The organism is Paraburkholderia sp. MM5496-R1 (assembly GCF_050436205.1).
Lineage (GTDB): Bacteria > Pseudomonadota > Gammaproteobacteria > Burkholderiales > Burkholderiaceae > Paraburkholderia > Paraburkholderia tuberum.
Genome location: NZ_JBNDLT010000002.1, coordinates 131,924 through 157,605, shown reverse-complemented (window position 1 = coordinate 157,605; position 25,682 = coordinate 131,924). Strand labels below are relative to the sequence as shown.

At 61.6% G+C, this 25,682-nt stretch carries 20 protein-coding genes and 4 pseudogenes; 1 reads left to right on the top strand and 23 read right to left on the bottom strand.

All coding sequences use genetic code 11. The annotated features are described in order from the left end of the window. The first annotated feature begins 33 nt into the window (after positions 1–33). The gene (locus OKW38_RS07530; RefSeq protein ID WP_187619994.1) at positions 34–279 is read left to right on the top strand and encodes a hypothetical protein; all 246 of its coding nucleotides are present in this window, start codon (positions 34–36) and stop codon (positions 277–279) included. Here OKW38_RS07530 and OKW38_RS07525 read toward each other — a convergent pair. From OKW38_RS07525 to OKW38_RS07415, 23 genes and pseudogenes are all read right to left on the bottom strand, one after another. Beyond that, positions 180–953: a hypothetical protein gene (locus OKW38_RS07525; RefSeq protein WP_429360829.1), complete on the bottom strand. Its 774-nt coding sequence runs from the start codon at positions 951–953 to the stop codon at positions 180–182. The two genes, OKW38_RS07530 and OKW38_RS07525, sit on opposite strands and share 100 nt — an antisense overlap. Beyond that, positions 946–1,638 (bottom strand): protein mobD, encoded by a 693-nt coding sequence (locus OKW38_RS07520; protein WP_429360828.1) that lies wholly within the window; start codon positions 1,636–1,638, stop codon positions 946–948. Before OKW38_RS07520 ends, OKW38_RS07525 begins: the two co-directional genes overlap by 8 nt. Positions 1,639–1,647: 9 nt before the next feature. After that, a complete protein-coding gene (locus OKW38_RS07515) occupies positions 1,648–2,112 on the bottom strand; it encodes a hypothetical protein (protein WP_429360826.1) in 465 nt (154 codons plus the stop codon). A 984-nt stretch (positions 2,113–3,096) separates the two neighbouring features. After that, a complete protein-coding gene (locus OKW38_RS07510; protein ID WP_429360824.1) occupies positions 3,097–4,341 on the bottom strand; it encodes an acyl-CoA dehydrogenase family protein in 1,245 nt (414 codons plus the stop codon). A gap of 67 nt (positions 4,342–4,408) precedes the next feature. Then, positions 4,409–5,170: an SDR family oxidoreductase gene (locus OKW38_RS07505; protein WP_429292832.1), complete on the bottom strand. Its 762-nt coding sequence runs from the start codon at positions 5,168–5,170 to the stop codon at positions 4,409–4,411. A gap of 46 nt (positions 5,171–5,216) precedes the next feature. Next, the gene (locus OKW38_RS07500; RefSeq protein ID WP_429360822.1) at positions 5,217–6,236 is read right to left on the bottom strand and encodes a phosphotransferase; all 1,020 of its coding nucleotides are present in this window, start codon (positions 6,234–6,236) and stop codon (positions 5,217–5,219) included. Positions 6,237–6,258: 22 nt separating this feature from the next. Further along, positions 6,259–6,933, bottom strand: coding sequence for a histidine phosphatase family protein (locus OKW38_RS07495; protein ID WP_429360821.1), 675 nt, complete (start codon positions 6,931–6,933; stop codon positions 6,259–6,261). 100 nt (positions 6,934–7,033) lie between these two features. Then, positions 7,034–7,934, bottom strand: a pseudogene (locus tag OKW38_RS07490) (LysR family transcriptional regulator). A 95-nt stretch (positions 7,935–8,029) separates the two neighbouring features. Then, positions 8,030–9,598 carry a methyl-accepting chemotaxis protein gene (locus tag OKW38_RS07485; RefSeq protein ID WP_429360819.1) on the bottom strand — a complete coding sequence of 523 codons (1,569 nt, stop codon included), beginning with the start codon at positions 9,596–9,598 and terminating at the stop codon, positions 8,030–8,032. A gap of 199 nt (positions 9,599–9,797) precedes the next feature. After that, positions 9,798–10,109, bottom strand: a complete 312-nt coding sequence (locus OKW38_RS07480; protein WP_429292827.1) for a high-potential iron-sulfur protein — start codon at positions 10,107–10,109, stop codon at positions 9,798–9,800. Positions 10,110–10,220: 111 nt separating this feature from the next. After that, a complete protein-coding gene (gene pntB / locus OKW38_RS07475; protein ID WP_429360817.1) occupies positions 10,221–11,639 on the bottom strand; it encodes a Re/Si-specific NAD(P)(+) transhydrogenase subunit beta in 1,419 nt (472 codons plus the stop codon). 13 nt (positions 11,640–11,652) lie between these two features. Beyond that, positions 11,653–13,246 (bottom strand): annotated as a pseudogene (locus tag OKW38_RS07470) (Re/Si-specific NAD(P)(+) transhydrogenase subunit alpha). A 147-nt stretch (positions 13,247–13,393) separates the two neighbouring features. Next, entirely contained in the window at positions 13,394–13,690 is a 297-nt protein-coding gene (locus tag OKW38_RS07465; RefSeq protein WP_429292825.1) for an EthD family reductase, read from the bottom strand. A 36-nt stretch (positions 13,691–13,726) separates the two neighbouring features. Continuing rightward, positions 13,727–14,458 carry a hypothetical protein gene (locus OKW38_RS07460; protein WP_429360816.1) on the bottom strand — a complete coding sequence of 244 codons (732 nt, stop codon included), beginning with the start codon at positions 14,456–14,458 and terminating at the stop codon, positions 13,727–13,729. Positions 14,459–14,542: 84 nt separating this feature from the next. Beyond that, complete coding sequence (locus OKW38_RS07455; protein WP_429360814.1) at positions 14,543–15,220, bottom strand: hypothetical protein; 678 nt, start codon at positions 15,218–15,220, stop codon at positions 14,543–14,545. 34 nt (positions 15,221–15,254) lie between these two features. After that, positions 15,255–15,911: a c-type cytochrome gene (locus OKW38_RS07450; protein WP_429360812.1), complete on the bottom strand. Its 657-nt coding sequence runs from the start codon at positions 15,909–15,911 to the stop codon at positions 15,255–15,257. Between the two features lie 10 nt (positions 15,912–15,921). Continuing rightward, positions 15,922–17,407, bottom strand: a pseudogene (locus tag OKW38_RS07445) (flavin monoamine oxidase family protein). A gap of 281 nt (positions 17,408–17,688) precedes the next feature. Next, positions 17,689–18,978: an acyl-CoA dehydrogenase family protein gene (locus OKW38_RS07440; protein ID WP_429292820.1), complete on the bottom strand. Its 1,290-nt coding sequence runs from the start codon at positions 18,976–18,978 to the stop codon at positions 17,689–17,691. A gap of 197 nt (positions 18,979–19,175) precedes the next feature. Further along, on the bottom strand, positions 19,176–19,739 hold the full coding sequence (locus OKW38_RS07435) for a TetR/AcrR family transcriptional regulator (protein ID WP_429363689.1): 564 nt from the start codon (positions 19,737–19,739) through the stop codon (positions 19,176–19,178). Positions 19,740–20,118: 379 nt separating this feature from the next. Continuing rightward, positions 20,119–21,462, bottom strand: coding sequence for an NAD(P)/FAD-dependent oxidoreductase (locus OKW38_RS07430; RefSeq protein WP_429363687.1), 1,344 nt, complete (start codon positions 21,460–21,462; stop codon positions 20,119–20,121). A gap of 178 nt (positions 21,463–21,640) precedes the next feature. Next, positions 21,641–22,882 carry a thiolase family protein gene (locus OKW38_RS07425; RefSeq protein ID WP_429360810.1) on the bottom strand — a complete coding sequence of 414 codons (1,242 nt, stop codon included), beginning with the start codon at positions 22,880–22,882 and terminating at the stop codon, positions 21,641–21,643. A 25-nt stretch (positions 22,883–22,907) separates the two neighbouring features. Next, positions 22,908–24,463: pseudogene (locus OKW38_RS07420) on the bottom strand (class I adenylate-forming enzyme family protein). A 45-nt stretch (positions 24,464–24,508) separates the two neighbouring features. After that, complete coding sequence (locus tag OKW38_RS07415; RefSeq protein ID WP_429360809.1) at positions 24,509–25,642, bottom strand: saccharopine dehydrogenase family protein; 1,134 nt, start codon at positions 25,640–25,642, stop codon at positions 24,509–24,511. Between the last annotated feature and the right edge of the window lie 40 nt (positions 25,643–25,682).

Sequence of the window (25,682 nt, the reverse complement as noted above, 5' to 3'; positions counted from 1 at the left end):
CCGCCTGCCAGACTTGAACCGTTGGAACACATCATGACCAACCGCATCCGCATGGCTGTGCTCACCATCAATGCCGAAGGCTCGCCCGACCTCTCCCTGACGTTCGTTGAAGCCACCGATCTGCAATACAACGAAGGCAAGCACTACGACATGGCCCTTGCCCGCGCCGAAGATGAAGGCTACCGGGCACCGATGATCGCCTTCGACCAGAACGACGCGGCTGCAGACGTGCTCCGCCACGCCGCTGAATTCATGGAGGGTGACACCGACGAGGTATAACCCGTGCGGGCAGACGGCGAGCCGTCTGCCCGCACCCAATGGACGCCAGCCCACCATCCGGCCAGCCCGCCTGCGGCCGCGGCCAGCAGCATCACAATCAGTCCGCCGACGACCAGCCCATAGCACGCCCGCACGAGCCGCCGCAGGGCGAGGCGCTCGAATGACGTGAGCGTCGTATCGATCCGTTTCTGTTGGTCACGTACGGCGACAGCCGTCGCCCCCACGAGCCGGTTACCGGCAACGCGGGCAATGTGATTCGCCGCCCGCTGCGTGAGTGTAGCCAGCGCCTCATCGTTCAGCGCCGCAAGCGCGGCCCGGTAGCGCGCCTCATGTTCATCGATCATCTGCCCGGCCAGTTCAATCGTGGCCTTGCAGCGCGCGAGCGCGTCACGATGCTGCGTCATCAACGCATCCGTCGCTGCCCGCGCCTCCGTCCGCACGACATCCAGACTGCCCGCGCCTGCCTGCCGGATGCGCTCCGGCATGGCCTCGTAGAGTCGCCCGTAGTGCTCGAGCATGACCAGCACAGACCACAGCGCATCGTTGTCGCGGAGGTTGAGCGCACTCGATACCCGACGCATTCGCAGCACACTGGCATCGTCGGGCAATTCGCCCGTGACGTCGAGAAACAGACAGGCGAGCTCGTCCACCGGCCTGCCCTGCCTGCTATCCATCGACCGTTACCTTGGCGAACATGGCATCGCACAACGAACGCCAACGCAATAGCTCGACCCGTTCACCGATATGCATCGTCTCCGCTGCCTTGCGAATCGACATGCGCTGACTGCGAAGCTCGTCCGCGACCCGATCCGCAAGATCAGGAAAATCCAGTGAGTGACCGCGCGATTCGATGGAACGGCGAAGCTGCGACCCCTGATACAGCGTGAACTTGTCCGCCGGACCGAAGTAGCCATTGCGTACGACGTTCATCACCGCGTCCGGGAACGTCTCGTTGAAAGCGCTCAGCAATTCAAGGCTGTCGCGTTGCCGGTTGATCACCCACAGGACAACAAGCCGGCGCCGAAGCTCGCCAAGCGCGCCGGCCAGTGTCGCCCCGAACTGCTCAACACCCGTCTGGCTCCGCGCCGCCGTGTTGACAACGATCGCTGCGTCTCGTTGCTCGTCGCAGAAATTGACAAGGCCGATCCAGCCGTCTGCATCGTCCAGGTTATAGGCAATGCAGCGCATATCATCCTGGACTGCTTTCATCACGTCTGGGTTGGAGGTATCCGTTTCCACAAGCGCCGCATGAATATCCCGCCGTAGCAGATAATCGGCCAGCGCGAGCGCAACAAAACTCTTGCCTACGCCGCCCTTGCTGCCACCAACGAGATAGATGGGGTAAGTCGTCATGTCCATTTGAATCCTCTAAAGGTTCTCGGTGTCAGGCCTGATCTCGAATGAGAACGCGTCACGCATCACCATGCTTCCCGGCCTACTGACAATCTCTCCCGCATCCTGCTTTTGATTTTCTCTGACAGCCTCCGCGCGCGGTACATCGTCCTTGCTTACCTTCTTCGTACGAGGCGATGGCGCGGCATTGTCTCGTGCCGATTCCTTTGCAGACTGTCGAGCTGGTTTGTCTTTCTTCGATGGGTATAACGCGTACTTGACAGAGCCAACGCTAAAATCAACGCCCTTCTTCCGTGCATGTTCAACGATTTCTTCCAGCGTATATCCCTTCTTCCTCACCGCACCGATTACCAGACGCATCTCTTTCAGCGCATCGGTAATAGAGACACGCTGCTCGGCCTCTGGCTTGACCGGCAGTGATTCCAGAGTGCGGACAAGCTCATCCCATTGCGCCCGGGTATAGCTTTTCGCAACTGGCATGGCTCGCTCCGTCGTGCTCTCTTTATCCCATCTTGTTCACTCGGGAAGACCTCGTCAACACCTGTTTTTGGCCGGATTTTCGCTATCGGAACGTCATGGAATCAGACGGATCGCGTCGGAATAAAGGAAATATTTGGGACACGTCTGGCACGAGCAACGGACCGGGCTGATGTCCGGAAAGACGTAGCGAAGGGATTCCGGGCAAACTTCACGATGGCGCAGGCGCAGAACGATCACAGGCAACGGGCTGAATCGTGCTGGCCATCAGGATTCACACAATGGAACTGCGAGCCGATAGAGACACGATAGTCTCGCAGACTATATCCCTTACTCTACGAACTCCCGATAGCCCTGCCTGCATATCTTTGGGAAAGACCGGCGAGATTTTAGGAGATCAACAGCCGCCCGGAGCTGAATCGACGTTGCCGATTCAGCGCGTGCGATTACCGACTCCAGCCGCGGCCCTCGCAGACATTTGACATTCAGGTAGCGGCAGTGGACCGGATCACTACGCAGAAATCCGCCTGCCCAGTATGCAGACTCGTTCAATCGACATCCCGCACCATGAGATACGGTGTGCGGTCGAGCAAAGGAAGAACAGCGGATTCATGGGGTGCATCCCGCGGACGCATCTGGCCACCTTACGGAAATTCCCGGCCAACCTCGCTGAAAGCGCTTAGCCGGGAGATAAAAACGGACATTGAAACGAGGGATCGCAGGATAGGCTATCGCCGGTTTTGGACGCCCAATGACCAACGCTTGATTACAGAAATCTATCCGCGCCACATCCACGTCGTGATCATGCTCGTCCCAGTCATCTTGATCGCCGGCGGCATATGGTTGAATGCCCAACACTGCCCCCCCGGGACAGAAGTCGTTGCAGAGTCTTCGGCAGAAACGCGATCGCTATTGGACGAGTCCCGAAGCAATCGCGAGACGTCTCGCTAACGCACGAGCGGCAGCCCATGCGCGCGCTACCATGCCCTACACCGCAGGCGTCAGGTATGGATTCTCATGGCCCGGCTCATAGGGCCGCGTCTTGATCTCCATGCGCGCAATGCTCTGGAGATGCACCTCGTCCGGGCCATCGGCGAAACGCAGCGCGCGCCCCCAGGTCCAGCTGTCCGCCAGCGGCGTGTCGGGACTCAGGCCCATCGCGCCGAAGGTCTGTATCGCCCGCTCGCACACGGCGGTGTGCACGCTCGGCACGAGCGCCTTGATCATCGAGATTTCCTTGCGTGCCTCCTTGGCGCCCACGTTGTCGATCATCCACGCAGCCTTCAGCACGAAGAGACGAGCCTGATCGATTTCGATGCGCGACTTCGCGATCCACTCCGCAACACTGCCGTGCTCATATAGCTTCTTGCCGAACGCCGTGCGCGCCTGCGCCCGTTCGATCATCAACTCGAGCGCGAGCTCGGCAGCGCCGATCGAGCGCATGCAGTGGTGAATGCGCCCCGGGCCAAGCCGCGCCTGGGCGAGCGCAAAGCCGTTACCCTCTTCGCCCAGAAGATTCGAGCGCGGCACGCGCACGCCCCTGAATTCGATCTCGCAGTGGCCTTCGGGCGCCGTGTGATTGACCACCGTGATATTACGGATGATCTTCACACCCGGTGTGTCGCGCGGCGCGAGAATCATGCTTTGCTGACGATGCGCGGGTGCGTCCGGGTCCGTTTTGCCCATGACGATAAACAGCTCGCAATTCGGATGCGCTGCATTCGTGATGAACCACTTGCGGCCGTCGATCACGTAGTCGTCGCCATCGAGACGAATGGACGTGGTGATATTGGTTGCATCCGAAGAAGCCACCGCGGGTTCGGTCATCGCAAACGCCGAACGGATCTTGCCGTCGAGCAGCGGCTGGAGCCACTTCTTGCGTTGGGCAGGCGTGGCGAACATATGGAGCAGCTCCATGTTGCCCGTATCCGGCGCATTGCAGTTGAATACTTCCGAGGCCCAGGAAACTCGCCCCATGATCTCAGCAAGGGGGGCGTACTCGAGGTTGGTCAGCCGCGCGCCGGGCTCGTCGTCGTGCAGATGCGGCAAGAACAGGTTCCAGAGGCCCTCCGCACGCGCCTTCTCCTTCAAGTCATCCATGAAGGAAACGGGATATTGTCCCGCGCTCACTTCTTCGTGCCATTGGTGGATGCGCGGCACGATATGCGTGTCCATGAACGCACGCACCTGCGCGCACAGCGCTTCGACTTTCGGGCTATAGGCGAAGTCCATTTTGCTCTCCCTTGAATCCTTGTGAATGTCGTGCGGCGCGAGCATCAATCGTGCGCCGCTCGCTTGATCAGATCGTCAGTCCGCCATCAACAACGATGCACTCGCCGTTGGTGTAGCTCGCCGCATCGGAGACGAGATACAGCACCGTGCCGGCCATCTCGCCCGGCTCTGCATGCCGGCGCAGAGGAATCTTCGTCATCCACGCTTCGTAGATGGCCTGGTCTTCGAACAGGGCGCCGGCGAATTTGGTCTTGGTGAGGCCCGGCAGCAACGCATTCACGCGAATGCCGAACGGGCCGCATTCCTTAGCGAACGCGCGCGTCATATTGACCACGGCGGCCTTCGTGATCGAATAGATGCCCTGCTTGTCGCCGGGCTGCAGCGCATTGACAGAAGCCGTGTTGACGATCGCGCCGCCGTGCTCGCGCATCAGCTTGCCCGCTTCGACCGACATGAAGAAGTAGCCACGCAAGTTGACCTCCACCGTTTTTTCGAACGACGAAAGATCGGTATCGAGAATGTGGCCGAAATACGGATTCGCCGCCGCGTTGTTCACGAGGATGTTAAGCCGGCCATGCCGCGAGCGGATGTGCTGGAAAACGCCCTGAATGTCGTCGAGACGCCCCACGTGGCACGGGTACGCCTCGGCGCTCCCGCCCGCCTCCTTGATCCCGCGTGCCACCGTCTCGCAGTCTTCGAGCTTCCGGCTCGATACGATCACATGGGCGCCCTGTTCTGCGAGCAGCTTCGCGATCTCTTCGCCAATGCCACGGCTGGCTCCCGTGACCAATGCAATCTTGCCCTGCAGATCGAATAAATGGGTACTCACAACTGTCTCCTCGACATATCCACGTGTATGTATCAACCGCCAGGCGTCAGATGAGGTCGAAACCCATCTGCGCGAGCGCACCGGCCATTTCACCGACCTGACGCGCCTTCTCGTTCGACCCGTTGCCGCCAAGCGCACGCCTCTTCACGCCCTGCGCAATGGCGGCAAGCCGGAAGAAGCTGAACGCGAGGTAAAAATTCCAGTTCTCGATCGCCCCTATGCCCCGCAGCCGGCAATACCGCTCTACGATCGCAGCCTCGTCCGGCACGCCAAGCGCAGCCCGGTCCAGCCCGGCGAGACCGACGATATGACCTCTGGGCGGAAGCCGCAGGCACATGCAGAAGTACGCGAGGTCCGCCAGCGGATTGCCAAGCGTGGAGAGTTCCCAGTCGAGCACCGCGCGAACCTGCGGCGTGCCGCGGTGAAAAATCAGGTTGTCGATGCGAAAGTCGCCGTGCACGAGCGAAGGCTTCCCCATTTCGGCCGGACAGTGCGCCGGCAGCCAGTCGATCAGGGCTTCCATGGTGTCGAGGTCTTCGGTCTGCGCCGCGCGATACTGCTTGGTCCACACGTCGATCTGGCGCGAGAAGTAGTTGCCCGCGCGGCCATAGTCGGCAAGGCCAACGGCCACGACATCCACATCGTGCAGAGCGGCCATCGTGCCGATCAGCGCGTCGTAGATGGCGCCGCGCTCGCTAACGTCCAATGCGGGCAAGGACGGATCCCAGTAGATTTCACCCTCTTCGAAGCTCATCACGTAGAACATGCTGCCGATCATTTCTCGGTCCTCGCAAAGGTGCAAGACCCGCGCAACAGGAACCGGCGTACCGCTAAGCGCCCTCAACACACGAAATTCGCGGTCCACGGCGTGGGCCGACTTGAGCAGTTCACCCAGCGGCTGACGCCGCAGCACATAGCGGCCACTTTGCGCTTCGAGGAGAAACGTGGGGTTCGACTGGCCGCCCGCGAACTTCTCGACGGACATAGGTCCCTGAAAGGCAGGTACGTGTGCCTCGAGGTAGCGTGTGAGGGCAACGACATCGAACTGAAGACTTGCATTCATCATGGCGCGGGAATCCGGATTCGAATCAGCCGTAGGTAACGAGTTCGCGCCCCTCGATCTGTTCGAGATGCGGCAACGCGTTGAAGGTGACCAGCGACATCGCGCTGTCGTTGAAGACGTACTGGCTCACGCTGCTGTTGCGGATTTGCATGTTGAGCGCGATGGCCGCGGCCGCGGGTGCGTTCAGGATCTGCTGGGTGAAGACGGCGATCGGCCCCCCCGAACTCACCACCAGAACGCGCTTGCCGCCCGAACGCTGAATGGCGAGACGCGCGTGCTCTACACGCGCCTGGAACTCTCCCCAGGTCTCGGGAATGCGTCCCGGCAATTTATCTTCGGACCAAAGCTGCAAGACCTGCCTGAGTCCCTTGTAGAAGTGCTTCATCGAGCTTTCGGCCACGGGACCCGACGCCGGACCGCTTTCTCCCAGCGCGGAAAACAGCGCGTGAAAATTGTACTCGTTCAAACCGGCGTCCTGCACGATCTCTACCGGCTGGCCGCCCATTGCGGTGAGCAAGGCGTCGGCGGTTTGAGCGTGCCGCCGCATCGTGCCGGTCACGACGCGATCGAAGCTCAGGTGCGACTGCGCGAAGTATTCGCCTAGCCAGCGCGACTGGGCAAAGCCCGAAGATGAAAGCTCGTCATAGTTTTCAGCGCCGAAAGACGCTTGCCCATGCCGCACCAGATAGAGTTCCGCCATGCCAACCTCGTCTGAACATGACTGAAACGATATCGGGGCCCATGACATTCAGGAAATTTATTCTGGTGATGGTTCGCCATAACGTTTCGTGACACCCCGTCTACTGCCTCTGCTTGCGCATGAGACGGCCGATCTGCTCGCGCAGCCAGCGATGCGCCGGGTCCGCCGCGACGCTGCGGTGCCAGTAGCCATGCGTGTCGAGAACGGGGAGGTCGAAGGGGAGCGCGAGGATGCGCGCGTCATAGCGCTTAAGCAGCGTGAGTGGCGCAGTCAGGACGAGATCGGTGCGCATCGCGATCAAGGGCGCAACGAGATAGTGCTGGACCCGCGTCTGGATGGTGCGCCTGAGCCCCAGCTTGTTGAGTTCCGTATCGACGAGGCCTGGCCCCTGCCTGCGACTGGACACGTGGATATGTCCAAAGCGCATGTAGTCGTCGATCGTGAGCTTCTTCTTCACGAACGGATGATCCTGACGCAGCATGCAGGCGTAACGGTCACGGCCCATCGGCTCCTGTTCCAGGTACGGATCGTCGATGAGAGGCGCATCGATCGCAAGATGGACCGCGCCGCTCGCGAGCGCTTCGGGCACGTCGCGTCGCGTCGTGAAGTAGCTGTCGATGCGGATGCCCGGCGCGAGGTGCTGCAGCACCTCCTCCAGCGCAGGGCAGCAGCATCGCCTCAGTCAGATCGTTCATGCTGAGCCGGAAGGTCCGCTGCGACGTGGCCGGATCGAAACGCTCGCCAGCATGCGTGCTCGAATCGAGTAGCTGCAGCGCCTCACGCACGCGGCCAATGATGTTCTCGGAAACCGGCGTGGGCATCATGCCGGCCGGTGTGCTCACGAACAGCGGATCGTCGAATGCCTTGCGCATGCGTGCGAGCGCATTGCTCACCGCGGGCTGCGTGATGAACAGCAACTCCGCCGCGCGTGTGAGGTTGCGCGTTCGATAGACGGCTTCGAACACGACAAAGAGATTCAGATCGACTTTGGATGGGCGCATGTCGCGAGCCTAACCGGGCCATCGCAATGCCGTCAATCGAGGGCGCGAGCCAGCTGATTCGCCAGACCTGCAGAAGACGTCCTGGCGGAGGCGAATCAGGCAGATGACGCGTCCGATAGCGATTGCACGTCGAATACGGCAATGGCGCGCCGCTGGGCGCGCACCTGCTCTTTTAGCGACGCCGCCGCTTCTGCCGCTTGTTGAACTACCGCCGCGTTCTTGCGAATGACCTGGTCCATACGGCCCACGGCCTCGTTGACTTGCCCGATTCCCCCGCGCTGTTCTTCTGAAGCGTCGAAAATATTGTCGTTGATCTCGACCACGCGCTGGATCGCTCCCCGAACGTCCACCATGGCTTGCACGACGCGGTCAGCGTGCACGGCCCCCCCGGAAATCGCCTCGGCGGAGGTCCGGACCAGAGCCTTGATCTCCTTCGCTGCGATGGCTGCGCGCTGCGCGAGGCTGCGAACTTCTCCGGCGACCACCGCAAACCCCCGCCCATGCTCGCCTGCGCGTGCAGCCTCGACAGCCGCATTCAGCGCAAGAATGTTAGTCTGCAGAGCGATTTCTTCGATGAGCGCGGTAATTTCCACGATCTTCGCCGAGCTGGCTGAGATGTTGTCCATCGTGCCTCTCATCTGCTCGACCGCGGCCATGCTGGTATCGGCCGCGAGCGACGTCGCGTTGGCAAACTCCGCTGCCAGGCGCACATGATCCGAATTGCGGCGAACCGAGAGGATGAGTTCATCCATGCTTGCCGCCGTTTCCTCAAGTGACGCGGCTTGCCGCCTCGCGCCTGCTGAGAGGTCGGTACTGCCGTCGGCTATCTGGCTGGATGCATTCAGAATCGCGTCGCTTGAAACCTTGATCGTCTGAACGGTTCTTGCGAGATGTCCGTCCATCGCCCGGAGCGCCCGGAGCAACTGCCCAAACTCACCGCGCAAGCGTATCCCCTCGGCGTCCCCCAGCCGACCCTCGGCAATTCGCCGGGCTACTCCAAGTGCGGCCTTCAACGGACTCGTAATCGCCCACACCAGCCACGCGGACGCGGCGGATGCTGCTGCAATACCCAGACCGATTGCGCCAAGCACCTTCCATCGCAACGCGTTGAACGTGGCATTGCCCCGTTCAGCCAACTGCTGCGCCTGCATCGCGCTCAACGCAACGTCGCGGCCGATCGCGTCCGACACCGCATCGCCAGTCTCTGTGAGTTCGTCGATCGTGAATGCCGCCATCTCCAGATTTCCGGCGCGCAGCACCGAAACGATGTCGTCCGACTGAGTCCGGAAGACCGCGAGTTCCTTCGCCACGCGATCGGCCACTCGACGCTCATCGGCCGTGGCAATTTTCGCCGGGTAATAGTCATGCCAGGCTCGATCGAGCTTTTGCTGCTCTTCGCCGATGCTTGCTACGAGCTCTGTAGCCTTGTCCTCGTCATGCAGCGCCTGGATGTAACGCATCTGAAGGCGGATTTTCAGTGCGGCTGCCTGTACCGAGGCAAGATCTTCGATCGGGACCGTGCTCACCGAATTCATGCTGCCCATATCCGCGCTGAGCCTCGCGAGACCGCGAAGCCCCATCAGACCGATGGACGCCATCAGCGCGACGCAAACGCCTAGCGCCAGCATGATTTTGAACCGGATCGTACCTGTGAATGCGCTCATTTAGACAAGCCCTTTAATTGAGCATGCTTTAATGCGTTACCACCTTGCCAACAGATATCCTGGCTATCTGGTGAATCCGCCGACGGAGTCCACTATGTAGTGTGAACCCGAATCGCTCGCGCCGATCGGTTGTGCGCCGGGGGCGCGAAACGATGCGCGGCATGCACACTTCTTTCGTGTTCGAGCAGCCTGTGTGCGATCAGACCTTTTTGTTATAGGCACTACACCAGCCCTTGCCCGCCACCTGCTTGCCGCCGAAAATCGGGCACGGAGCGAACGCATCATTCGATTTACCCTGATAGAAGGCGCAGTTTCGACAGACCTGACCCGCTGCGTACTTTGCATACTTCGTCTTGTCGACGTTCGCCGCGTCGATCCTGTAACCGAGCGCGAGCGACGTCGAGTCGGCTTCCGACACCTTGGCCTCATCGGCAAAAGCAATGCGAGACAGCGCTAGTCCAGAAGCAATACCTGCGGTAATGGTCATAAAAGTACGGCGCGAATTACTCATGCAAATACTCCTTTATTTGAAATGGCATGCCAATAAGACACAGGGATATCAGTAAATTATGGATAGACAAAGGTGCGTGGATTTGCGCATGGGAAGCGCACATCGCCGCGTTCAGGCCTTCAACACCCCGAAGATCTCACTCAACATCGTCTTCGCATCGCCGAACAGCATGCGATTGTTGTCTTTGTAGAAGAGCGGGTTGTCCACACCGGCATAGCCCGAGGCCATGCTGCGTTTCATCACGATCGAGGTTTTGGCCTTCCACACCTCCAGCACCGGCATGCCGGCGATCGGGCTCGCCGGGTCCTCCTGCGCCGCGGGGTTCACGATGTCGTTCGCGCCAATGATCATCGAGACGTCCGCCTCGGGGAAGTCGGCGTTGATCTCGTCCATCTCCATCACGATGTTGTAGGGCACCCTCGCTTCGGCCAGTAGCACGTTCATGTGGCCAGGCATCCGGCCAGCGACCGGGTGGATCGCGAAGCGCACGTCGACGCCCTTTTCGCGCAGCAGGCTGGTGAGTTCGAACACCGTGTGCTGGGCCTGCGCCACCGCCATGCCATAGCCGGGCACGATGATCACGCTCTTCGCGTCGCGCAGCAGCTCGGCGGTTTCGGCGGAGCTCACCGCCACCACCTCGCCGGCCGGCTGCGCGCCGCCGCCCGCCACCGCCGGCGCGGACGCGCCGCTGCCGAAGCCGAAGCCGCCAGCGATCACGCTGATGAAGTTGCGGTTCATCGCACGGCACATGATGTAGGACAGAATCGCGCCCGACGAGCCCACCAGCGCGCCGATCACGATCAGCAGGTCGTTGCTGAGCATGAAGCCGGTAGCCGCCGCCGCCCAGCCCGAGTAGCTGTTGAGCATCGACACCACCACGGGCATGTCGGCACCGCCGATCGCCATCACCATGTACACGCCGAACAGCAGCGCGATCACGGTCATCACGACGAGCGGCATCATGCCGTCCTGAATCGTCTCCGCCTGCAGGAACGCGCGGCCGAACACGATCACCACCAGCAGCGCGGCCAGATTGAGCCAGTGGCGCGCCGGCAGCAGCAGCGGTTTGCCGCCGATCTTGCCCGACAGTTTGCCGAACGCGATGACCGAGCCCGCGAAGGTCACCGCGCCGATCAGGATGCCGACGTAGATCTCCACTTCGTGGATGGCCTTCTCGGCGCCGGTGAACTGCACGGAGCTGTCGATGTAGCTGGCAAAGCCGACGAGGCAAGCCGCGAGGCCGACCAGGCTGTGCATCAGCGCGACCAGTTCGGGCATCTGCGTCATCCGTACTTTCTTCGCGGCGATGAGGCCGATCGCGCCGCCGACGACCAGCGCAGCGACGACGTACGGAATGCCCGCTGCCGATACGCGTGGACCGAGTACAGTGGCCAGCACGGCGATGACCATGCCGATCATGCCGAGCAGGTTGCCGCGGCGCGCGGTCTCGGGATTGGCCAGCCCGCCGAGGCTGAGGATGAAGAGGATGGCCGCGCCGATGTAGGAAACGGTAGTCAGATTGGAAGTCATTGTTGTCGTTCCCTTATTTGCGGAACATCGCCAGCATGCGTCGCGTCACCGCGAAGCCGCCGAACATGTTGACGGCCGTGAGGGCCAGCGCGCCCACGGCGAGGCCAAGGATCAGCCCCGATGGCCGGTCGCCTACCGCGGCCCCATCCAGCGGCGGCGCGACCTGCACCAGCGCACCGATCGCGATGATCGACGAGATCGCGTTGGTCACGCTCATCAGCGGCGTGTGCAGCGACGGCGTGACGTTCCAGATCACCATGTAGCCGACGAAGCAGGCCAGCACGAACACCGTGAAGTGCGACAGGAACGCGGCGGGCGCAAACTGGCCAACCAGCAGGAAAGCCAGTGCGCCGAGAGCAAAGACGATGGCAAGCGTCTTTGCAGACATCGGCTCGCCAGCGCCGTGGCCATGGCCTTTCGGCGTGGCCACCGCAGGCGGCGGCGTCTGAGGCTTCGGTGCGGCTGCCGCCTGCTTGATCGGCGGCGGCGGCCAGGTGATGTTGCCTTCCTTGATGACCGTGAGGCCGCGGATGGCGTCGTCGTCGAAGTCGACATTGATCTTGCCGTCCTTGGTCTTGCACAGTTCTTCGACCACGCGCAGCAGATTGGACGCATACAGCGTGGACGACTGCCGGGCGAGGCGCGAGGCGAGATCCGTGTAGCCGACGATCGTCACGCCGTGGCACACCACCGCCTCGCCGGGCACGGTCAGCTCGCAGTTGCCGCCCTGCTCCGCTGCCATGTCCACGATCACGCTGCCCGGCTTCATCGACTGCACCATTTCGGCCATGATGAGCTTCGGAGCCGGCTTGCCGGGAATCAGCGCGGTCGTGATGATGATGTCCGCGTCTTTGGCCTGCTGCGCGTACATCGCGCGCTGCGCCTGCTGGAAGCCCTCGCTCATGACCCTGGCGTAGCCGCCGCCGCCCGAGCCTTCCTCGTCGTAGTCCACCTTGACGAATTCGCCACCGAGGGACTTGACCTGGTCGGCCACCTCGGCGCGCGTGTCGTTGGCGCGCACGATCGCGCCGAGACTCGCCGCGGTGCCGATGGCAGCCAGGCCTGCGACGCCGGCGCCGGCGATGAAGACCTTGGCAGGCGGAACCTTGCCGGCGGCGGTGACCTGACCGTTCAGGAAGCGGCCGAACACATGGGCTGCCTCGATGACGGCCCGGTAGCCGCTGATGCCCGCCATCGAGGTGAGCGCGTCCATCTTCTGCGCGCGTGAGAGCGTGCGCGGCAGCGAGTCGATCGCCAGCACGGTGGCCCGTTTCGCTGCCAGCTGTTGCATCAGTTCGGGGTTCTGGGCCGGCCACACGAATCCGATCAGCGTGCCACCCTCGCGCATCAGGGCCACTTCTTCGCTACTCGGGAGGCGAACCTTGAACACGATGTCGCTGCGGGTCCAGAGTTCGGCGGCCGTTGCCACGACTTCGGCACCCGCGGCACGGTAATCATCCATCGCCAAAGTTCGCACCTGCGCCGGCGCCGCTTTGCACGGCAACTGCGAACCCCAGCTTGATCAGTTTCTCGACCACCTCGGGCACGGTTGCTACACGCCGCTCCCCGGTGGCCACTTCCAGAGGAATGCCAATCAGTAATGTCATAGGGCAAGTTGATTGTTCACATTGGTATCGGCCATCGCAAGAAGGGTCGAGCGAGTCGAGCCCCCTTTCACTTTCCGGCAATCGAAAGCGCAGTGATGCGATGCAGGGATGGCGGCAAGGGCGAAGTCAGTCAGGCCGCGCGATCGGTCAGTCGTCCGCGCAGAAAATCGTCGGTGTGGTATTGGTGAAGTTCTTTACGTCGCCGATGACCTCGGCGGCCTTCGCGGAGGAAAGGGCGTTATCGATCCCGGCCTGATCCCTGAAAAGCAGTATCGCTACGCATGCGAACGGTTGCGGCTCTGATGATGGAAACAGGACCTCGGCCGATTGCAGACCGAACTCACTCCACGCCGAGTGGACAAGCGGAGCATGGGTCGAAAGGTAATACTCGCGGTCAAACGTCCCGCCTTCTGTGCTCGGGTAGCTCACGATCAGGGTAGTCATATTCAATTCCGTGTTGAAATGTATGTGAGAGTAGATTCAAGTGGGCACGCCAGCGCCCAGCAAGCTTGCCGGCAACGTTCGTGCGCGGCGCAGCAACTGCCAGCCGAACAACAACATCCACAACGGCAGAACCAGCACGACGACCATCTCGCTCGCATTCGAAAGCGCGTCGAGATCCGGGAAAAAGCCGAACAGGAAGAAGATCCCGAAAGCCCCGCCGACGATCTTCAGCAGGATCGATCCCTTCCACCCTGCCCTCTTGAGCACGTTGGCGGCAATCGGCGTCCAGAAGAGCACGAGGGGACCCTCGATCCACCAAAGGCCGTTTTGCGTCCCATTGGCTATTGCCGTCCATACCGCCGCCGCGGCGTTTCTCGTGGCATCGTCGCCGCCCGCATATAGGTGCGCCAGCGGGTGAAGGATTGCGAACTGGAGGACCGCGCCGCTCACGCCCACCATGACGTACAGCACGACGGCCATCGCCACCATGTTGCCGAGTGCGCCCAGTTCCTCGCGAAATGCGTGCACAAAGTAGCCACCGATGGCGAGGAAAGGCAGGTAGAAGCCGAACACGTCGGCAGCCATGCTCCAGCGAAACAGGTCGCGGGTCTCCGGTGGCAATGCCAGCATCGATGCACCGTGCAGGACCATATCCGCATCCGAGCCCGTCACCGCCACGGACAATCCAACATTCGCGTACGCCAGCAGAGCGCCGATGATGGCGCTCCAGGCCGTGAAGCGCATTAACCCGCGCGAGGTCTGATTCATCACAAATCTCCAGGAGAAACGTTCAGCGTTGCCCGCGTTTGACTTCCGGTCGCATCGGACCGCGGCAACCGAGGGGGCTTTTGCTCAATTGCCATAAGGAATGGGGTTATTTGACGCCACACTCCTGCTTTGGACCCGCTCCAAGGCGCAATAGCCGTAATAGATGGCTGGCATGAAGTAGGCCCACGTGCACAACGCAAGCGTGAAGAAATTGAGCACGACGTTGGTTTCCTCTCCAGGGATCTTGTAGAAGTCGTAAATGCCGGCAATCGCGAGCGATGTCACCAGCGCCACTGCCACTCCCAACGCCTCGAGCATCGCGCCGATGTCCAGTAATCGCTTGACGAAATAAGCGAGATAGATCGACAGCCAGATCCACATCGCCAGATAGAAGTAGGGCAAAACTCCGGAGATGAAATCCGCCCCGACGAGGACGAATGTGAGCGCAAAGGAAGCGACGAATACCACGACGTCCTGGCGAATTGATGGCCTGTAGCCGTGCGTAATCGCCATCAAGCCCGCGACGGCAATAATGGGCATGCCGAACCCACGAGAAAACGCGTCAAAGAAGTGTGCTATCTCATAGGAAACTGCATTGCCAGTAGCAAAAAATCCGATGGCGTTCGTGGCCGAGGTACCGACGATCCACATCTCCAGCCCGAGAAGATAGTTTCGTTTCCTGACGATCTTCCAGCCGAAAAAAAATGAACTCAATGCCAGCACAGCACTGGATAGCATAAGAACTAAGGTTCTGAGGTCCATGACTAAACTCCTAACTCCGGTTGCATCTGATTGGTCAATTTTTCTTCGGCTCCAGGCTTGCCAGATAGGTGGCAATGGCCTTGCGGTCTTCGGCCGAAAAGCCTGTTGCAAGGTTCTTCATGACGCCAGTGGGTTCGCTGCGGATTCCGGAAGCGAACTCGTCGAACTGCGCGAGCAGATAGTCATATCCCTGACCAGCCAGACGCGGAAACTGGTCGTGGCCCGTCAATTGGGCACCGTGACATGCGACACAGTTGCCCGTGGCCACCAGGCGATGCCCCAGCTCGCGCAGTTGCGCATCCGGCTTGAAGTAGCGATTCGCGGCAGGAGTGACAGTGGAGAAATATTCAGCAAGCGATTTGATCTGCGGATCGCTCATCGTCATCGCGAGAGGCCCCATGTTCGGATTGCGCCGCGCCTCAGTCGCGAAACTGTGGAGCTGGGCTTCCAGGTAAGGCGCTGGCTGCCCCGCCAGGCTCGGATACCCCTGATCGAGCGAATTGCCTTTGACCCCATGGCAGCCCATGCAGACATCGGTCATATGCGGCCAGGCGCCGCCGTCGGCCAGGTAAGCCGTGGTCGACGTCGTGATATAGCTCTGAAAGCGATAAAGACCCAGCAGATCCGAACCGAAAATTTCGAGCAACAGGACGACAACCAAAGGAATGCCAATCAATAGAATTTTTTTCATCGTCGCCTTCCTACGCGCGACGCAGGGCATTCAGCGCCTGAAGCGCGCCATGATGGCCAGAACGCACGGCACCATCCATGTAGCCGGCCCAGATATTCGCAGTCTCCGTCCCCGACCAGATCAGCTTGCCGCACGACGGGCGCAGCGCTTCGCCGTGGGCGCTCCAGAATCCCGGCGGAATCGCGGAAAACGCAGGTAATGGTCCACGGATCGGCCCGGCCCCAGTCCTGATCGTGATAGGCGATGGGAGACAGCGCTTCGTCGCCCCATGCCTGCGCGTAGAACTGCTTATGCATGGCCATTGCCGCGTCCCGATCCGACGGGACCATCGCATTCTCGACGAATGCGTTGATGACCCCGATCTCTGCTGCCGGCGGGGAGTTGTCAAAGGCCCAGAGGATCGGGCCATTGAACTGGAAAATGCTGCCGTTCATGCCCTTGTCACGCCAGAACGGGCGGCGATAGACCATGGCCGTCTTCCGTGCAGGGGAATGCGCGGGCCAGGCTCGCTGCAGGGCCGCGCGCTTCTCGGGCAGGGGCGGATCGAACTGCACCCGATGACACAAAGCCGGATGGATGGCCATGATGACGGTCCGTGCCCGCACTTCGCCGTGGTCGGTATGCACGGTGACGATGTCGCCGTCCCAACCGGAAATCTGGCGGACCGGTGAGGACATGCGCACCTTGTCGCCAAGTTGCTGGGCCATCTTGATGCTGAGGATTTGCGAGCCGCCGATGAAGCGGGTCTCCTGGGCGCTGTGCTTGATGGAATCGAGCTGCGAGTAATCGCAATCCGCCGAATTGACCATCGAAAGGAAATGCAGCAGCCCCATCTTCGCCGGCGCTGCGCCGCCCGAAAGCGTGATGCTGCCATTCCATGCAACCTGGTCTTCAGGCTTGATATTCTGCTTTTCCAGCCAATCACCGACCGAGAGCTTGTCCAGTTCGCTGGCCTTCGGGGACGTCCATGGTTCGCCACAAGGCACGTCGCGCGAGAGCCTGCTGAGCTTTGCCCCGACCGACTCGTCGGTGCCGAACGTGCCCTTCAGATCGACTGCCACGCGACCGTCTCCGCCCAGAATGACCGTATTCCCGTCGTAGTAGGTCGGGAAGGTCCCGACGCCCAGTTCGCGTGCGAGATCCGCGACGGCGGTCTGGCCGGGCCCGATCCATTGGCCGCCGACTTCCGAAACGTATCCGCCGGGGATGTTGTAGTTGAGCGTTCGCCCCCCCACGCGGTCCCGGGCTTCCAGCACGAGAAAGGACTCGCAGCCTGCCTGACGCAGGTCGCGCGCGGCGGTCAGTCCGGCCAGCCCCGCGCCGATGATGGCGACGTCGAGAACGCCGTCCGCGCCTGGCGCGGTCCTGGTAATTGCGGCATACGTCTGTTGCGCACCCATCGCGAGCGTGCCCGCGGCAGCCGAGGCACCGGCATATTTGAGCCATTGCCTGCGCTGCGGGTTTGCAGCGTTGTCCGCGGAAGATTTTTTTGCCATATTCACTCTGTCTACGTGATGAGGGCGCTCCCGCTCCGCGCGGGTCACCGCGACTGCCCGGTCAAAGGCAAGTCTCCATATCTTGTCGATACACCTTGCCGCGCAGCTCATTCGTACTCCTTTGAGAATCACTTGTGCGCCTCAACGGGGAACCGCGAGATCTGTCGCTTCAGCGAACCTAGATTGACGGCACTGCCCTCACACTAGCTGCTAACTGATAACCCAATCCGAGTGCCATCGAGCTCCAACGCCGAACCGATTCTTCGGCGCCGAAGGCGTGGTTACTCCTTCGTCCACCCGTTCTGATAGAGCTTTCCTGCCAGCACGCCCAGACGCAACGTGAGGTGGTAGTTCTCGCCATCTTCGATCAGTGCGGATCGCACGTCGCGGAACAGTTTCTCGATCGCAAATTCACGGGTAGTGCCGTTGCCGCCGAACAGCTGGAACGCCTCGTGCGTGATCTTCATCGCCTCTTCGGTCACGCTTACCTTTGCCTGGGCCGTCGCATAGGGATGGCTCTTCGGAGACAGACGCGAGAAAGCGAGGCTGCGCCGCGCGATCGCACGCGCCATCTCCAGCCGGCGCAGCATCTCGCCAACCCGCAGTTGCGTCATCTGGTGGTCGATCAACAACGCGCCACCCTGCTTGCGCTCGTGGCAATACGCCAGCGCGAGGTCGAACGCGGCGCGCGCCACCCCCACGAACACCTGACACATGTGTGTGCCTGCGAACGACCAGGTCGAGGCCAGATTGCCGAGATAATCGTCCTGCAACGCAATGGCGAAACGCTTGGGCACCTTCACGTTGTCGAAGTAGATCTCGCCTTGCGGCAGCGAGCGCTGGCCAATCTTGTCGAGCGGTTTGCCGCGCGAGATACCCGGCAGATCGAGCGGAATGATCATGCCCACGCCATTGGTGAATGAGCCATGTTCGCCGGTGCCATAGAAGCCATCGCCATAGTCCGCCGCCATGTACGCGAGCGCCACCTGTGCGACCGAGCCGTTCGAGATCCACGCCGAACTCTGCCCGTTGATGACGATTTCGTCCGCGCCCACCTTCGCCGTGAGGTTACCCACCGGTTGCTTGCCGCCCGCGCCGATCTCGTCGCGGTAGAGAATCGCGGCATCGGTGCCACGGTCGGGCTGCGTGTTCATCCAGCAACCAATCTTGCCCGTGCACATATCAATCAGCTCCTGATTGCCGACTGACTGCGCCATCATCAACGGCGCGGGCGCCACACCGATCGAGATGGCAAACCCGGCATCACCCCAGCCGAGTTCTTCGCCGATCAACGATTCGATCCGCACCGCCATGTCCGCAGGAAGCTGCGCGAGAAGCTGCGGATCGAGGCCGAGTTTCGCGCTTTCCATCATGGCCGCCCAGTACGGCGAACCGGGCGCGATCACTTCTTCCGGCGTCATGCGGTCGAGTTCGCGGCCGACGGGCTTCAGTACGTCGCGTGCGAAACGGTGGACCGTGTCCTGGATCGCACGCTCCTCCTCGCTCATCGGTGTTTCGAAACCGGTCAATCCTGCCAGCGGCAACCCTACGGACTTGTGCAGTCGAATCATTTCGGTACTCCTCCTCTCCTGGACGCATGTCGACCGGACCGCCCTGCAACCCGGCCACCACATTTATAGATCAACATACCAAACATAGGTAACAATACAAAACACTGAGTGAAAAAAAAAGACAGGGTATTCCCCTGTCCTCTTTCTTCACTGGCATGGCGCTGCGGCTGCCAGTGCCTCTCCTGGCGTGAGCTGCCCTACGCGGCCTCTGCGTCCACCGTCTTTCCCCATACCAGCTCATGCGCGATCTGAAGAAACTTCGCTTCGAAACCTCGCATGTACGCGCGCTTGGCGCGTGGAGTGCCCAGATGCATTGTCATGCCGTCCGCCATCGAAATGAGCAGCACGGCAATGTGTGCACTCTCGGCCGCTCCACGCTCCGGATTCGCCGCGCGAATGAGCGTGGCAAGTTCGGTCGTCAAGGTGTCGTACCATTCGTCGCGCAACTGTCCGCACTCCGGGTCGGTAGACGCAAACGAAAAGAAATGCCACCACAGCGCGGTGTTCTTCGAGTCCTTCGCGTCTTTCACAGACTGATCGAAAATGGCGTCGATCGTCGCACGCGGCGAAACGTTGCTCTGGAGCGCCTGTTTCAGCGTATCGAGATACGTGTCGATGATGGGCGCCATGACCGCCCGCAGGACTGCAGGCCGCGTCGGGAAGTAATACTGGAGGTTGCTGACACTGATTCCCGCTTTGAGGGCGACGGCACGCAGCGAGAAGTCCATGGGACCACTCTCGAGCAAGAGCTTCCTTGCCACACGAATAATAGCATTCCGCGTACGTAAGCCCTGGGCACGCAGGCCGTCCGGGGCGGTTCCCGCGGAGGCTGCCACACTCGACGTGCGCCGCTTACGGGTGCTTGGTTCTTTTGGCACTGTCATCGCTTTCCGTCCTGAGTGAAGTATGACGCCTCGCCGAAGCGAAGCAACGCGGTCACACGAACCGTTCTCTAGGTAAACATGACTATACCTTACGCCAGGCTGAACAACCATCCACATGGAGGGCGCGTGACGCAGCGTTCGTCCCCGCCTAATAGGACCCCTATTCACAGTAGCCAATCATCGAGCGACTCTCCCAATGCTCGAATCGGGCCGCGAGCGGCATGGTCTCCGCAAGCATTCCATGGCGCTATGCACATTACGCCCGCTGCGCTTGCGCTGCGCGCGCCTTGTGGTTTACGCGGTCGTCGAGCGCGTTCACCACGCCCAGCGCCCCGTTGACCACACACCATCGCAAGGGCTCGGGAAGCGTTGATGGTGTCTTGTGATCCAGCGCAGAAAGGAGCGGATTGTCGATGCCGCGAATCCGCCCGGCAATCATGTTTCCCACCATGGATTGGGCGGCCACGCCATGTCCGGAGCACCCGGCACTGTAGAAGATGTTCCGGTGCGCCCCTGTCGCCCCTACAACCGGCAGCGCGTCATTGGCCAAACTGATATAGCCGCTCCAGCAGGCCCGCAACGCAATACCTTGGAGTGTCGGGAAGCGGTCGTGCAGCGCCGTGCGCAGCTCGCGATACGACTCGTAGTCCGGCACGTTCGGCGTTTTGGAGCCGTATGGATAATGTATCCGCTTCGTCGTCACAACGAGCGTGTTGTTGACGGTCAGACGGTGGCTTTCCATGGTCCAGTGTGCCGTCACGATGCCTTCGCGCCGCGGCCAGCCCAAGGTCTTGCGCTGAGCATCGGAAAGCGGCTCGGTCTCGATGGCCGAGACCCGCAACGGTATGACCTTGTCTGCAAGAAGGCCAAGCTGCGGCGTATAGGCGTTGGTGGCCAGCATCAGCACCGGGGCGCTCGCACTGCCTCGTGGGGTTTGCACCTTGATGACCGGCCCCTCCGTGTAAGACAGCAGCGGCGTATTCTCGTAGAGCTTAACCCCGGCTCGCAGAGCCGCGCGCCTGAGACCCATCACGTACTTGCCGGGGTGGAGCGTGCCACCGCGCGGCACGTAGTTGCCAAACAGAAATGCCGGCGGAATACCGCGCGCGCGCATCTCAGCCTGATCAAGAAACTCCGACTGAAAGCCCAGCTCGGCGCCAGTTCGCATGTCCTCGCGTACCTTCTCCTCCTGGGCGGGATCGATTCCCGCGCGGATGATCCCCGTCTGGTTGTAGTCACAGTCGATCTCGTACTCTTTGAGCTTGCCTTCCACGAAGGGGACGGCGTCCTCGTAGTAGCGGACGATCGACTTCCCTTTCTCATTGCCGATGTCCTTGAGAAACAGATCGTATTCGAGCGCGAGCGCGCCGGCCAGATAGCCCGCGTTGCGTCCGCTCGCGCCAAATCCGGCGAACTCACGCTCGAGCACGACCACTTTCGCTCCGTGGCTGACCAGCTCCAGCGCCGCCGAAAGTCCAGCAAAACCGGCGCCGACGATAACCACATCCGCGCTCACGTCGCCAGCGAGTTCGGGTTGCATATCGTCCGGCCTTTCAACCCAGCCGCCTAGCGCGCGGTACTTCTCCATGTCCGCAGACATTCTGCCCTCCGCAACGGGTCCAGCAGAATCGACACGTGAGCATTGCGTGGCCGCCACTGCTGGCACCACCACGGCAGCAGCCGCCGCGCCCTTGAGGAAAATGCGGCGATTCACTCCGGAGCGCGAGTCGACTTGCCGCCCTGCCTGGGTTTCCGTCATTTCGTCCATACCTGCTCCGTCAAGACTTGCTCAGAATGTGGACGGCAAGCGCCGCCTCTTCGACGCCTTGAAATCCACCGCCATTTTCCTGAATCGCATGACGCGCCTCAGGTACCTGACGCGCCCCCGCTTCACCCCGCAGTTGGGTAACCAGTTCGTAAAGCTGACCGATCCCCGTCGCACCCAATGGATGTCCCTTCGATTCGAGTCCGCCCGACGTGTTGATGGGAATGCGCCCGCCCAGCGTGAACTCGCCGCGCTCGGCAGCCGGACCGCCCTGACCGGGTGGAACCAGTTGGAGGTTTTCGGCCTGGATGATTTCGCCCATCGCCGACGCGTCGTGCACCTCGGCGACATCGATGTCATCGGGACCGAGACTCGCCTGCTCGTAGGCCTGCAGCGCCGCGAGGCGGCCGATGTTCTTCTGCGGCTCGTCGAGGCGACGATGCGTGAAGCTACGAACCACGCTCGCCGCGACCCGGATGCAGCGGCTGCGGTCGGCACCGATGCGTCGCAAGCCCTCCCCCGTGCACAGGATCGCCGCCGCCGCGCCGTCCGAAACCGGCGCGCACATGGGCAGCGTGATCGGATATGTGATCGGCGGCGCCGCGAGCACCTCGTCGATCGTGAAAGCCTGGCGGAACTGGGAATACGGGTTGTGCACCGAATGCAGATGGTTCTTCGACGACACGGCGCCGATCTGGCGCTGCGTGGTGCCGTAGGTCTTCATGTGATACCGGCACAGCGCGGCATAGACCGACATGAAGCGGCTATAGGGGCGATCCGACTCGGAACCGGGCGGCGGCTCGACGCCTTCGCCAAGCTTCAACAGGCTGGCGAAGTTCTCATCGACGCGCGTCACGTCCCAACCCGCCTCGAACAGGGCGAATGACTTCGCCTTGTCCGCGACGTTCATCTTCTCCGCACCGAGCGCCAGCGCAACATCGCAGGCACCCGACCTCAATGCCTGTACCGCGAGATGCACGGCGGTGCTGCCCGATGCGCAGGCGTTTTCGACGTTGTAGACCGGGATGCCTTCAATGCCGATCTTGCTGAAGACGACCTGCCCCGGAATCGACAGCTGGCCTTGCAACGGCCCCGCAGTGATGCCAGCGTAGAAAGCCGCGCCGATCGCCTCGGCGCCACAATCCGCATCCTTCAACGCGCCGCGTAATGCTTGGCCCGCGAGATCGTCGATGCTGCGTTCGAAGTGCCGGCCGAACACGGTCATCGCAATGCCGGCAATGTAAATGTCGCTCATGGTGTTTTTTCTCTACGTGGCTGACTTAGATCCGGCGGGTTTCTCCCTGCCAGTACTGCTCGCGCAGATCCTTTTTCAGCACCTTGCCGGCCGTGCTGCGCGGCAATGCTGCAATGAAGTCCACGCTCTTCGGTGACTTGACCGAGCCGAGCTTCTCCTTGCACAATGCCACGAGCTCTTCGGCACTGACGCTATGACCCGCGTTGAGCTCCACTACTGCCTTCACGGCTTCGCCCCACTTTTCGTCGGGCACGCCGATCACCGCGCAATCCTGCACCGCCGGATGCGCCCAGATCACCTGCTCGACTTCGCTCGGATAGACGTTGAAGCCGCCGCTGATGATCATGTCCTTCTTGCGGTCCGTGATGTGCAGGTACCCTTCCGGGTCAAGATGGCCGACGTCGCCCGTGTGCAGCCAGCCGTTCACGATCGTTTCCGCGGTTTTCTCCGGCGCCTTGTAGTAGCCCTTCATGACGAGGTCGCCGCGTACGCAGATTTCGCCGGTCTCGCCCTGCGGCACGATTTCACCGCGATCGTTCATGATTTCGACACGGATCAGCGGGTTGGGCCTGCCGACCGACGAGAGCCGGCTATCCGGCGCAAGCTTGCCGTCGACGAAGTGCTCGGCAGGCGTGAGATAGGAGATGGACGCGGGGGCTTCCGTCTGGCCATAGCCACCCGCCATGACCGGACCGAACACCGCGATCGCGCGCTTGAGCTTCTCCACCGACATCGGCGCGGCACCATAGAGGAAGCATTTGAGCGACGAAAAATCCTGGCTCTCGATGCCCGGGATATCCAGCAGTCGATAGATGACCGTCGGCGGCAGGAAGAACTCCGTGACCCGATGCTTCGCGATCGCCGCGAGAAGAAGCGCCGGATCGGGCTTCGGCAGCACGACCACCGTACCGCCGCGAGCGGTGCAAGGCAGCGACAGCATCCCCGCGGTATGTGTCATGGGCGCTGCAGCGAGATTCACCGGGCGCTCCACGCCATAGGGATACGCCATCATGAACTGCGCGAAGTAAGTCTGAAACGCACGATGCGTGTTCATCACGCCCTTGGGCAATCCGGTCGTCCCGCCCGTACCCGAAAGCGTCACGATGTCGTCCATGTCGTAATCGACGCGCGGTTCGGTCGCGGGCTGCGCCGCGCTCCATTTCTCGAGCGACGGCGCCCACGGCAGATCGGCATCGATACAGACCCAGAGCCTGACCCCCTGGGCAGGCTGGGACGCAGCGCTTCGATCGCCGGTGCGAACGCCTGATGAAAGAAAAGCGCTTCGCAATCGAACGCGTCGAGCACGTACTGATTCTCCTGCGGTGCGGTGCGTCCGTTCACGGGTATCCACACCACCCCGGCACGCCACAGCCCCAGCGTGCAAGTCCATGCCGTGACGTCGTTGTCGGCCCAGACCGCCGCCTTCGCTTCTTTTTCGAAGCCGGCTGAGAGCAGGCCGTTGGCGATGCGGCACGACAGTGTGTGAACCTCACTGAACGAATAGCTACGCTCGTCCTGAATGTAGGCGACGCCATTGGGGTTGATGCGCCAACCGCGGTCGAAGAAGTCAATGATTGCCATGTCCCATGTTTCCCTGAGTCAGTCCGGAATCTGCGCGCGCGGTGCTTACAGCTGCGCGATCGTTGCGCGCGCGAGCCCACGCTGCTCGAGGAACCCGAGCAAATAGCGATGTCCGAATGCCTTCGAACCTGAAGCGAAGCCCACCCTGGCGGTCTCGCCGTCAAGCAGCTTGATGGCACCGGCCGCATGAATGGCGCCAGTGGAGATGTACGGCGTGATGCCGTGCAGGGTTGCACGCACCGCTGCAAGCTGGCCGCGACCGATCGCGAAGTCGACCGTGCGATGAAGCGACGTGCGCTCGCGCGGCGGCATGGCCGGCGTGGTGGAATCGACGAGCTGCTTGAGCACCGCATCCTGGTGCTCGCGGGGCAGGTTCGCGTACTCGGCATCCCACTTTTGTCCGAGCGCATGCACCATCTGCATCGCGTTGTTGTCGTAGAAACCCACGCAAGAAATGCAGCTGCGAACGCGCGGATCGTGCTCGAAGTACACCGGCAGCGACGTGCCACCCCAAGGGAGCGCGAACACGGGCTGAAGGAAATCGGGGGAGGCAACGTTGAATGAAGCGTGCTTCTCATGCGGCACCAGCTCCTTTTCCCACAGATAGCACGACTCCTGGCGATAGCCTCCGAAGATGGTCGCCGTGGAGCCGACGCTCACACCGGCGCCGGCACCGCGGGGGCCCCGCGTCAAGGTCGCCGTCTCGAGCGCGTCGACACCCGGCGTCTCGAGTGCCAGCTCGGCGGCAATTTCCGCGAACGTGTACATGTACGCGTTCGACGGCGACAACAGCAGACCAGCCTGACGGTACAACTCGCCAAATTGATCGCGCGCCTGGCGGATGAAGTGTTGCTCGCCAGTAGTGTCGAGGTAGTGACAATCTGCCTTGAGTGCCGCCTCTACCGCAACCAGCCCGAAATCGAAGAACGGCCCGACGGTGGTGCACACGACCTTCGCACCTCGAAATGCATTCACGAGCGCATCAACATTGTGGTCGGCCTCGATGATTTCGTAGTTCGCTGATTCGAGGCGCACGACTCGCTGCGCCATCATGTCCTGCGTACGCTTCGCATTGCGCGCAACCGCCGTAAAGGGAATGTCCTGGTCGATGAGCCAGTCCATGATCAACATGCCGGTGTAACCGCTTGCGCCATAAACGACGACGGGGTGCTTTGCCATACCTGCCTCCTGAAACCTGATTGGTGGAATGTTTGCGTCG

What these genes read in the sequence shown, in the direction of transcription:
- OKW38_RS07480 (WP_429292827.1), bottom strand. Translation starts at nt 10,109, where the DNA reads ATGAGTAATTCGCGCCGTACTTTTATGACCATTACCGCAGGTATTGCT.
- OKW38_RS07415 (WP_429360809.1), bottom strand. Translation starts at nt 25,642, where the DNA reads ATGGCAAAGCACCCCGTCGTCGTTTATGGCGCAAGCGGTTACACCGGC.
- OKW38_RS07440 (WP_429292820.1), bottom strand. Translation starts at nt 18,978, where the DNA reads ATGATTCGACTGCACAAGTCCGTAGGGTTGCCGCTGGCAGGATTGACC.
- OKW38_RS07510 (WP_429360824.1), bottom strand. Translation starts at nt 4,341, where the DNA reads ATGGACTTCGCCTATAGCCCGAAAGTCGAAGCGCTGTGCGCGCAGGTG.
- OKW38_RS07465 (WP_429292825.1), bottom strand. Translation starts at nt 13,690, where the DNA reads ATGACTACCCTGATCGTGAGCTACCCGAGCACAGAAGGCGGGACGTTT.
- OKW38_RS07425 (WP_429360810.1), bottom strand. Translation starts at nt 22,882, where the DNA reads ATGAGCGACATTTACATTGCCGGCATTGCGATGACCGTGTTCGGCCGG.
- OKW38_RS07485 (WP_429360819.1), bottom strand. Translation starts at nt 9,598, where the DNA reads ATGAGCGCATTCACAGGTACGATCCGGTTCAAAATCATGCTGGCGCTA.
- OKW38_RS07500 (WP_429360822.1), bottom strand. Translation starts at nt 6,236, where the DNA reads ATGATGAATGCAAGTCTTCAGTTCGATGTCGTTGCCCTCACACGCTAC.
- OKW38_RS07530 (WP_187619994.1), top strand. Translation starts at nt 34, where the DNA reads ATGACCAACCGCATCCGCATGGCTGTGCTCACCATCAATGCCGAAGGC.
- OKW38_RS07460 (WP_429360816.1), bottom strand. Translation starts at nt 14,458, where the DNA reads ATGAATCAGACCTCGCGCGGGTTAATGCGCTTCACGGCCTGGAGCGCC.
- OKW38_RS07455 (WP_429360814.1), bottom strand. Translation starts at nt 15,220, where the DNA reads ATGGACCTCAGAACCTTAGTTCTTATGCTATCCAGTGCTGTGCTGGCA.
- OKW38_RS07525 (WP_429360829.1), bottom strand. Translation starts at nt 953, where the DNA reads ATGGATAGCAGGCAGGGCAGGCCGGTGGACGAGCTCGCCTGTCTGTTT.
- pntB (WP_429360817.1), bottom strand. Translation starts at nt 11,639, where the DNA reads ATGACTTCCAATCTGACTACCGTTTCCTACATCGGCGCGGCCATCCTC.
- OKW38_RS07495 (WP_429360821.1), bottom strand. Translation starts at nt 6,933, where the DNA reads ATGGCGGAACTCTATCTGGTGCGGCATGGGCAAGCGTCTTTCGGCGCT.
- OKW38_RS07520 (WP_429360828.1), bottom strand. Translation starts at nt 1,638, where the DNA reads ATGGACATGACGACTTACCCCATCTATCTCGTTGGTGGCAGCAAGGGC.
- OKW38_RS07515 (WP_429360826.1), bottom strand. Translation starts at nt 2,112, where the DNA reads ATGCCAGTTGCGAAAAGCTATACCCGGGCGCAATGGGATGAGCTTGTC.
- OKW38_RS07430 (WP_429363687.1), bottom strand. Translation starts at nt 21,462, where the DNA reads ATGTCTGCGGACATGGAGAAGTACCGCGCGCTAGGCGGCTGGGTTGAA.
- OKW38_RS07450 (WP_429360812.1), bottom strand. Translation starts at nt 15,911, where the DNA reads ATGAAAAAAATTCTATTGATTGGCATTCCTTTGGTTGTCGTCCTGTTG.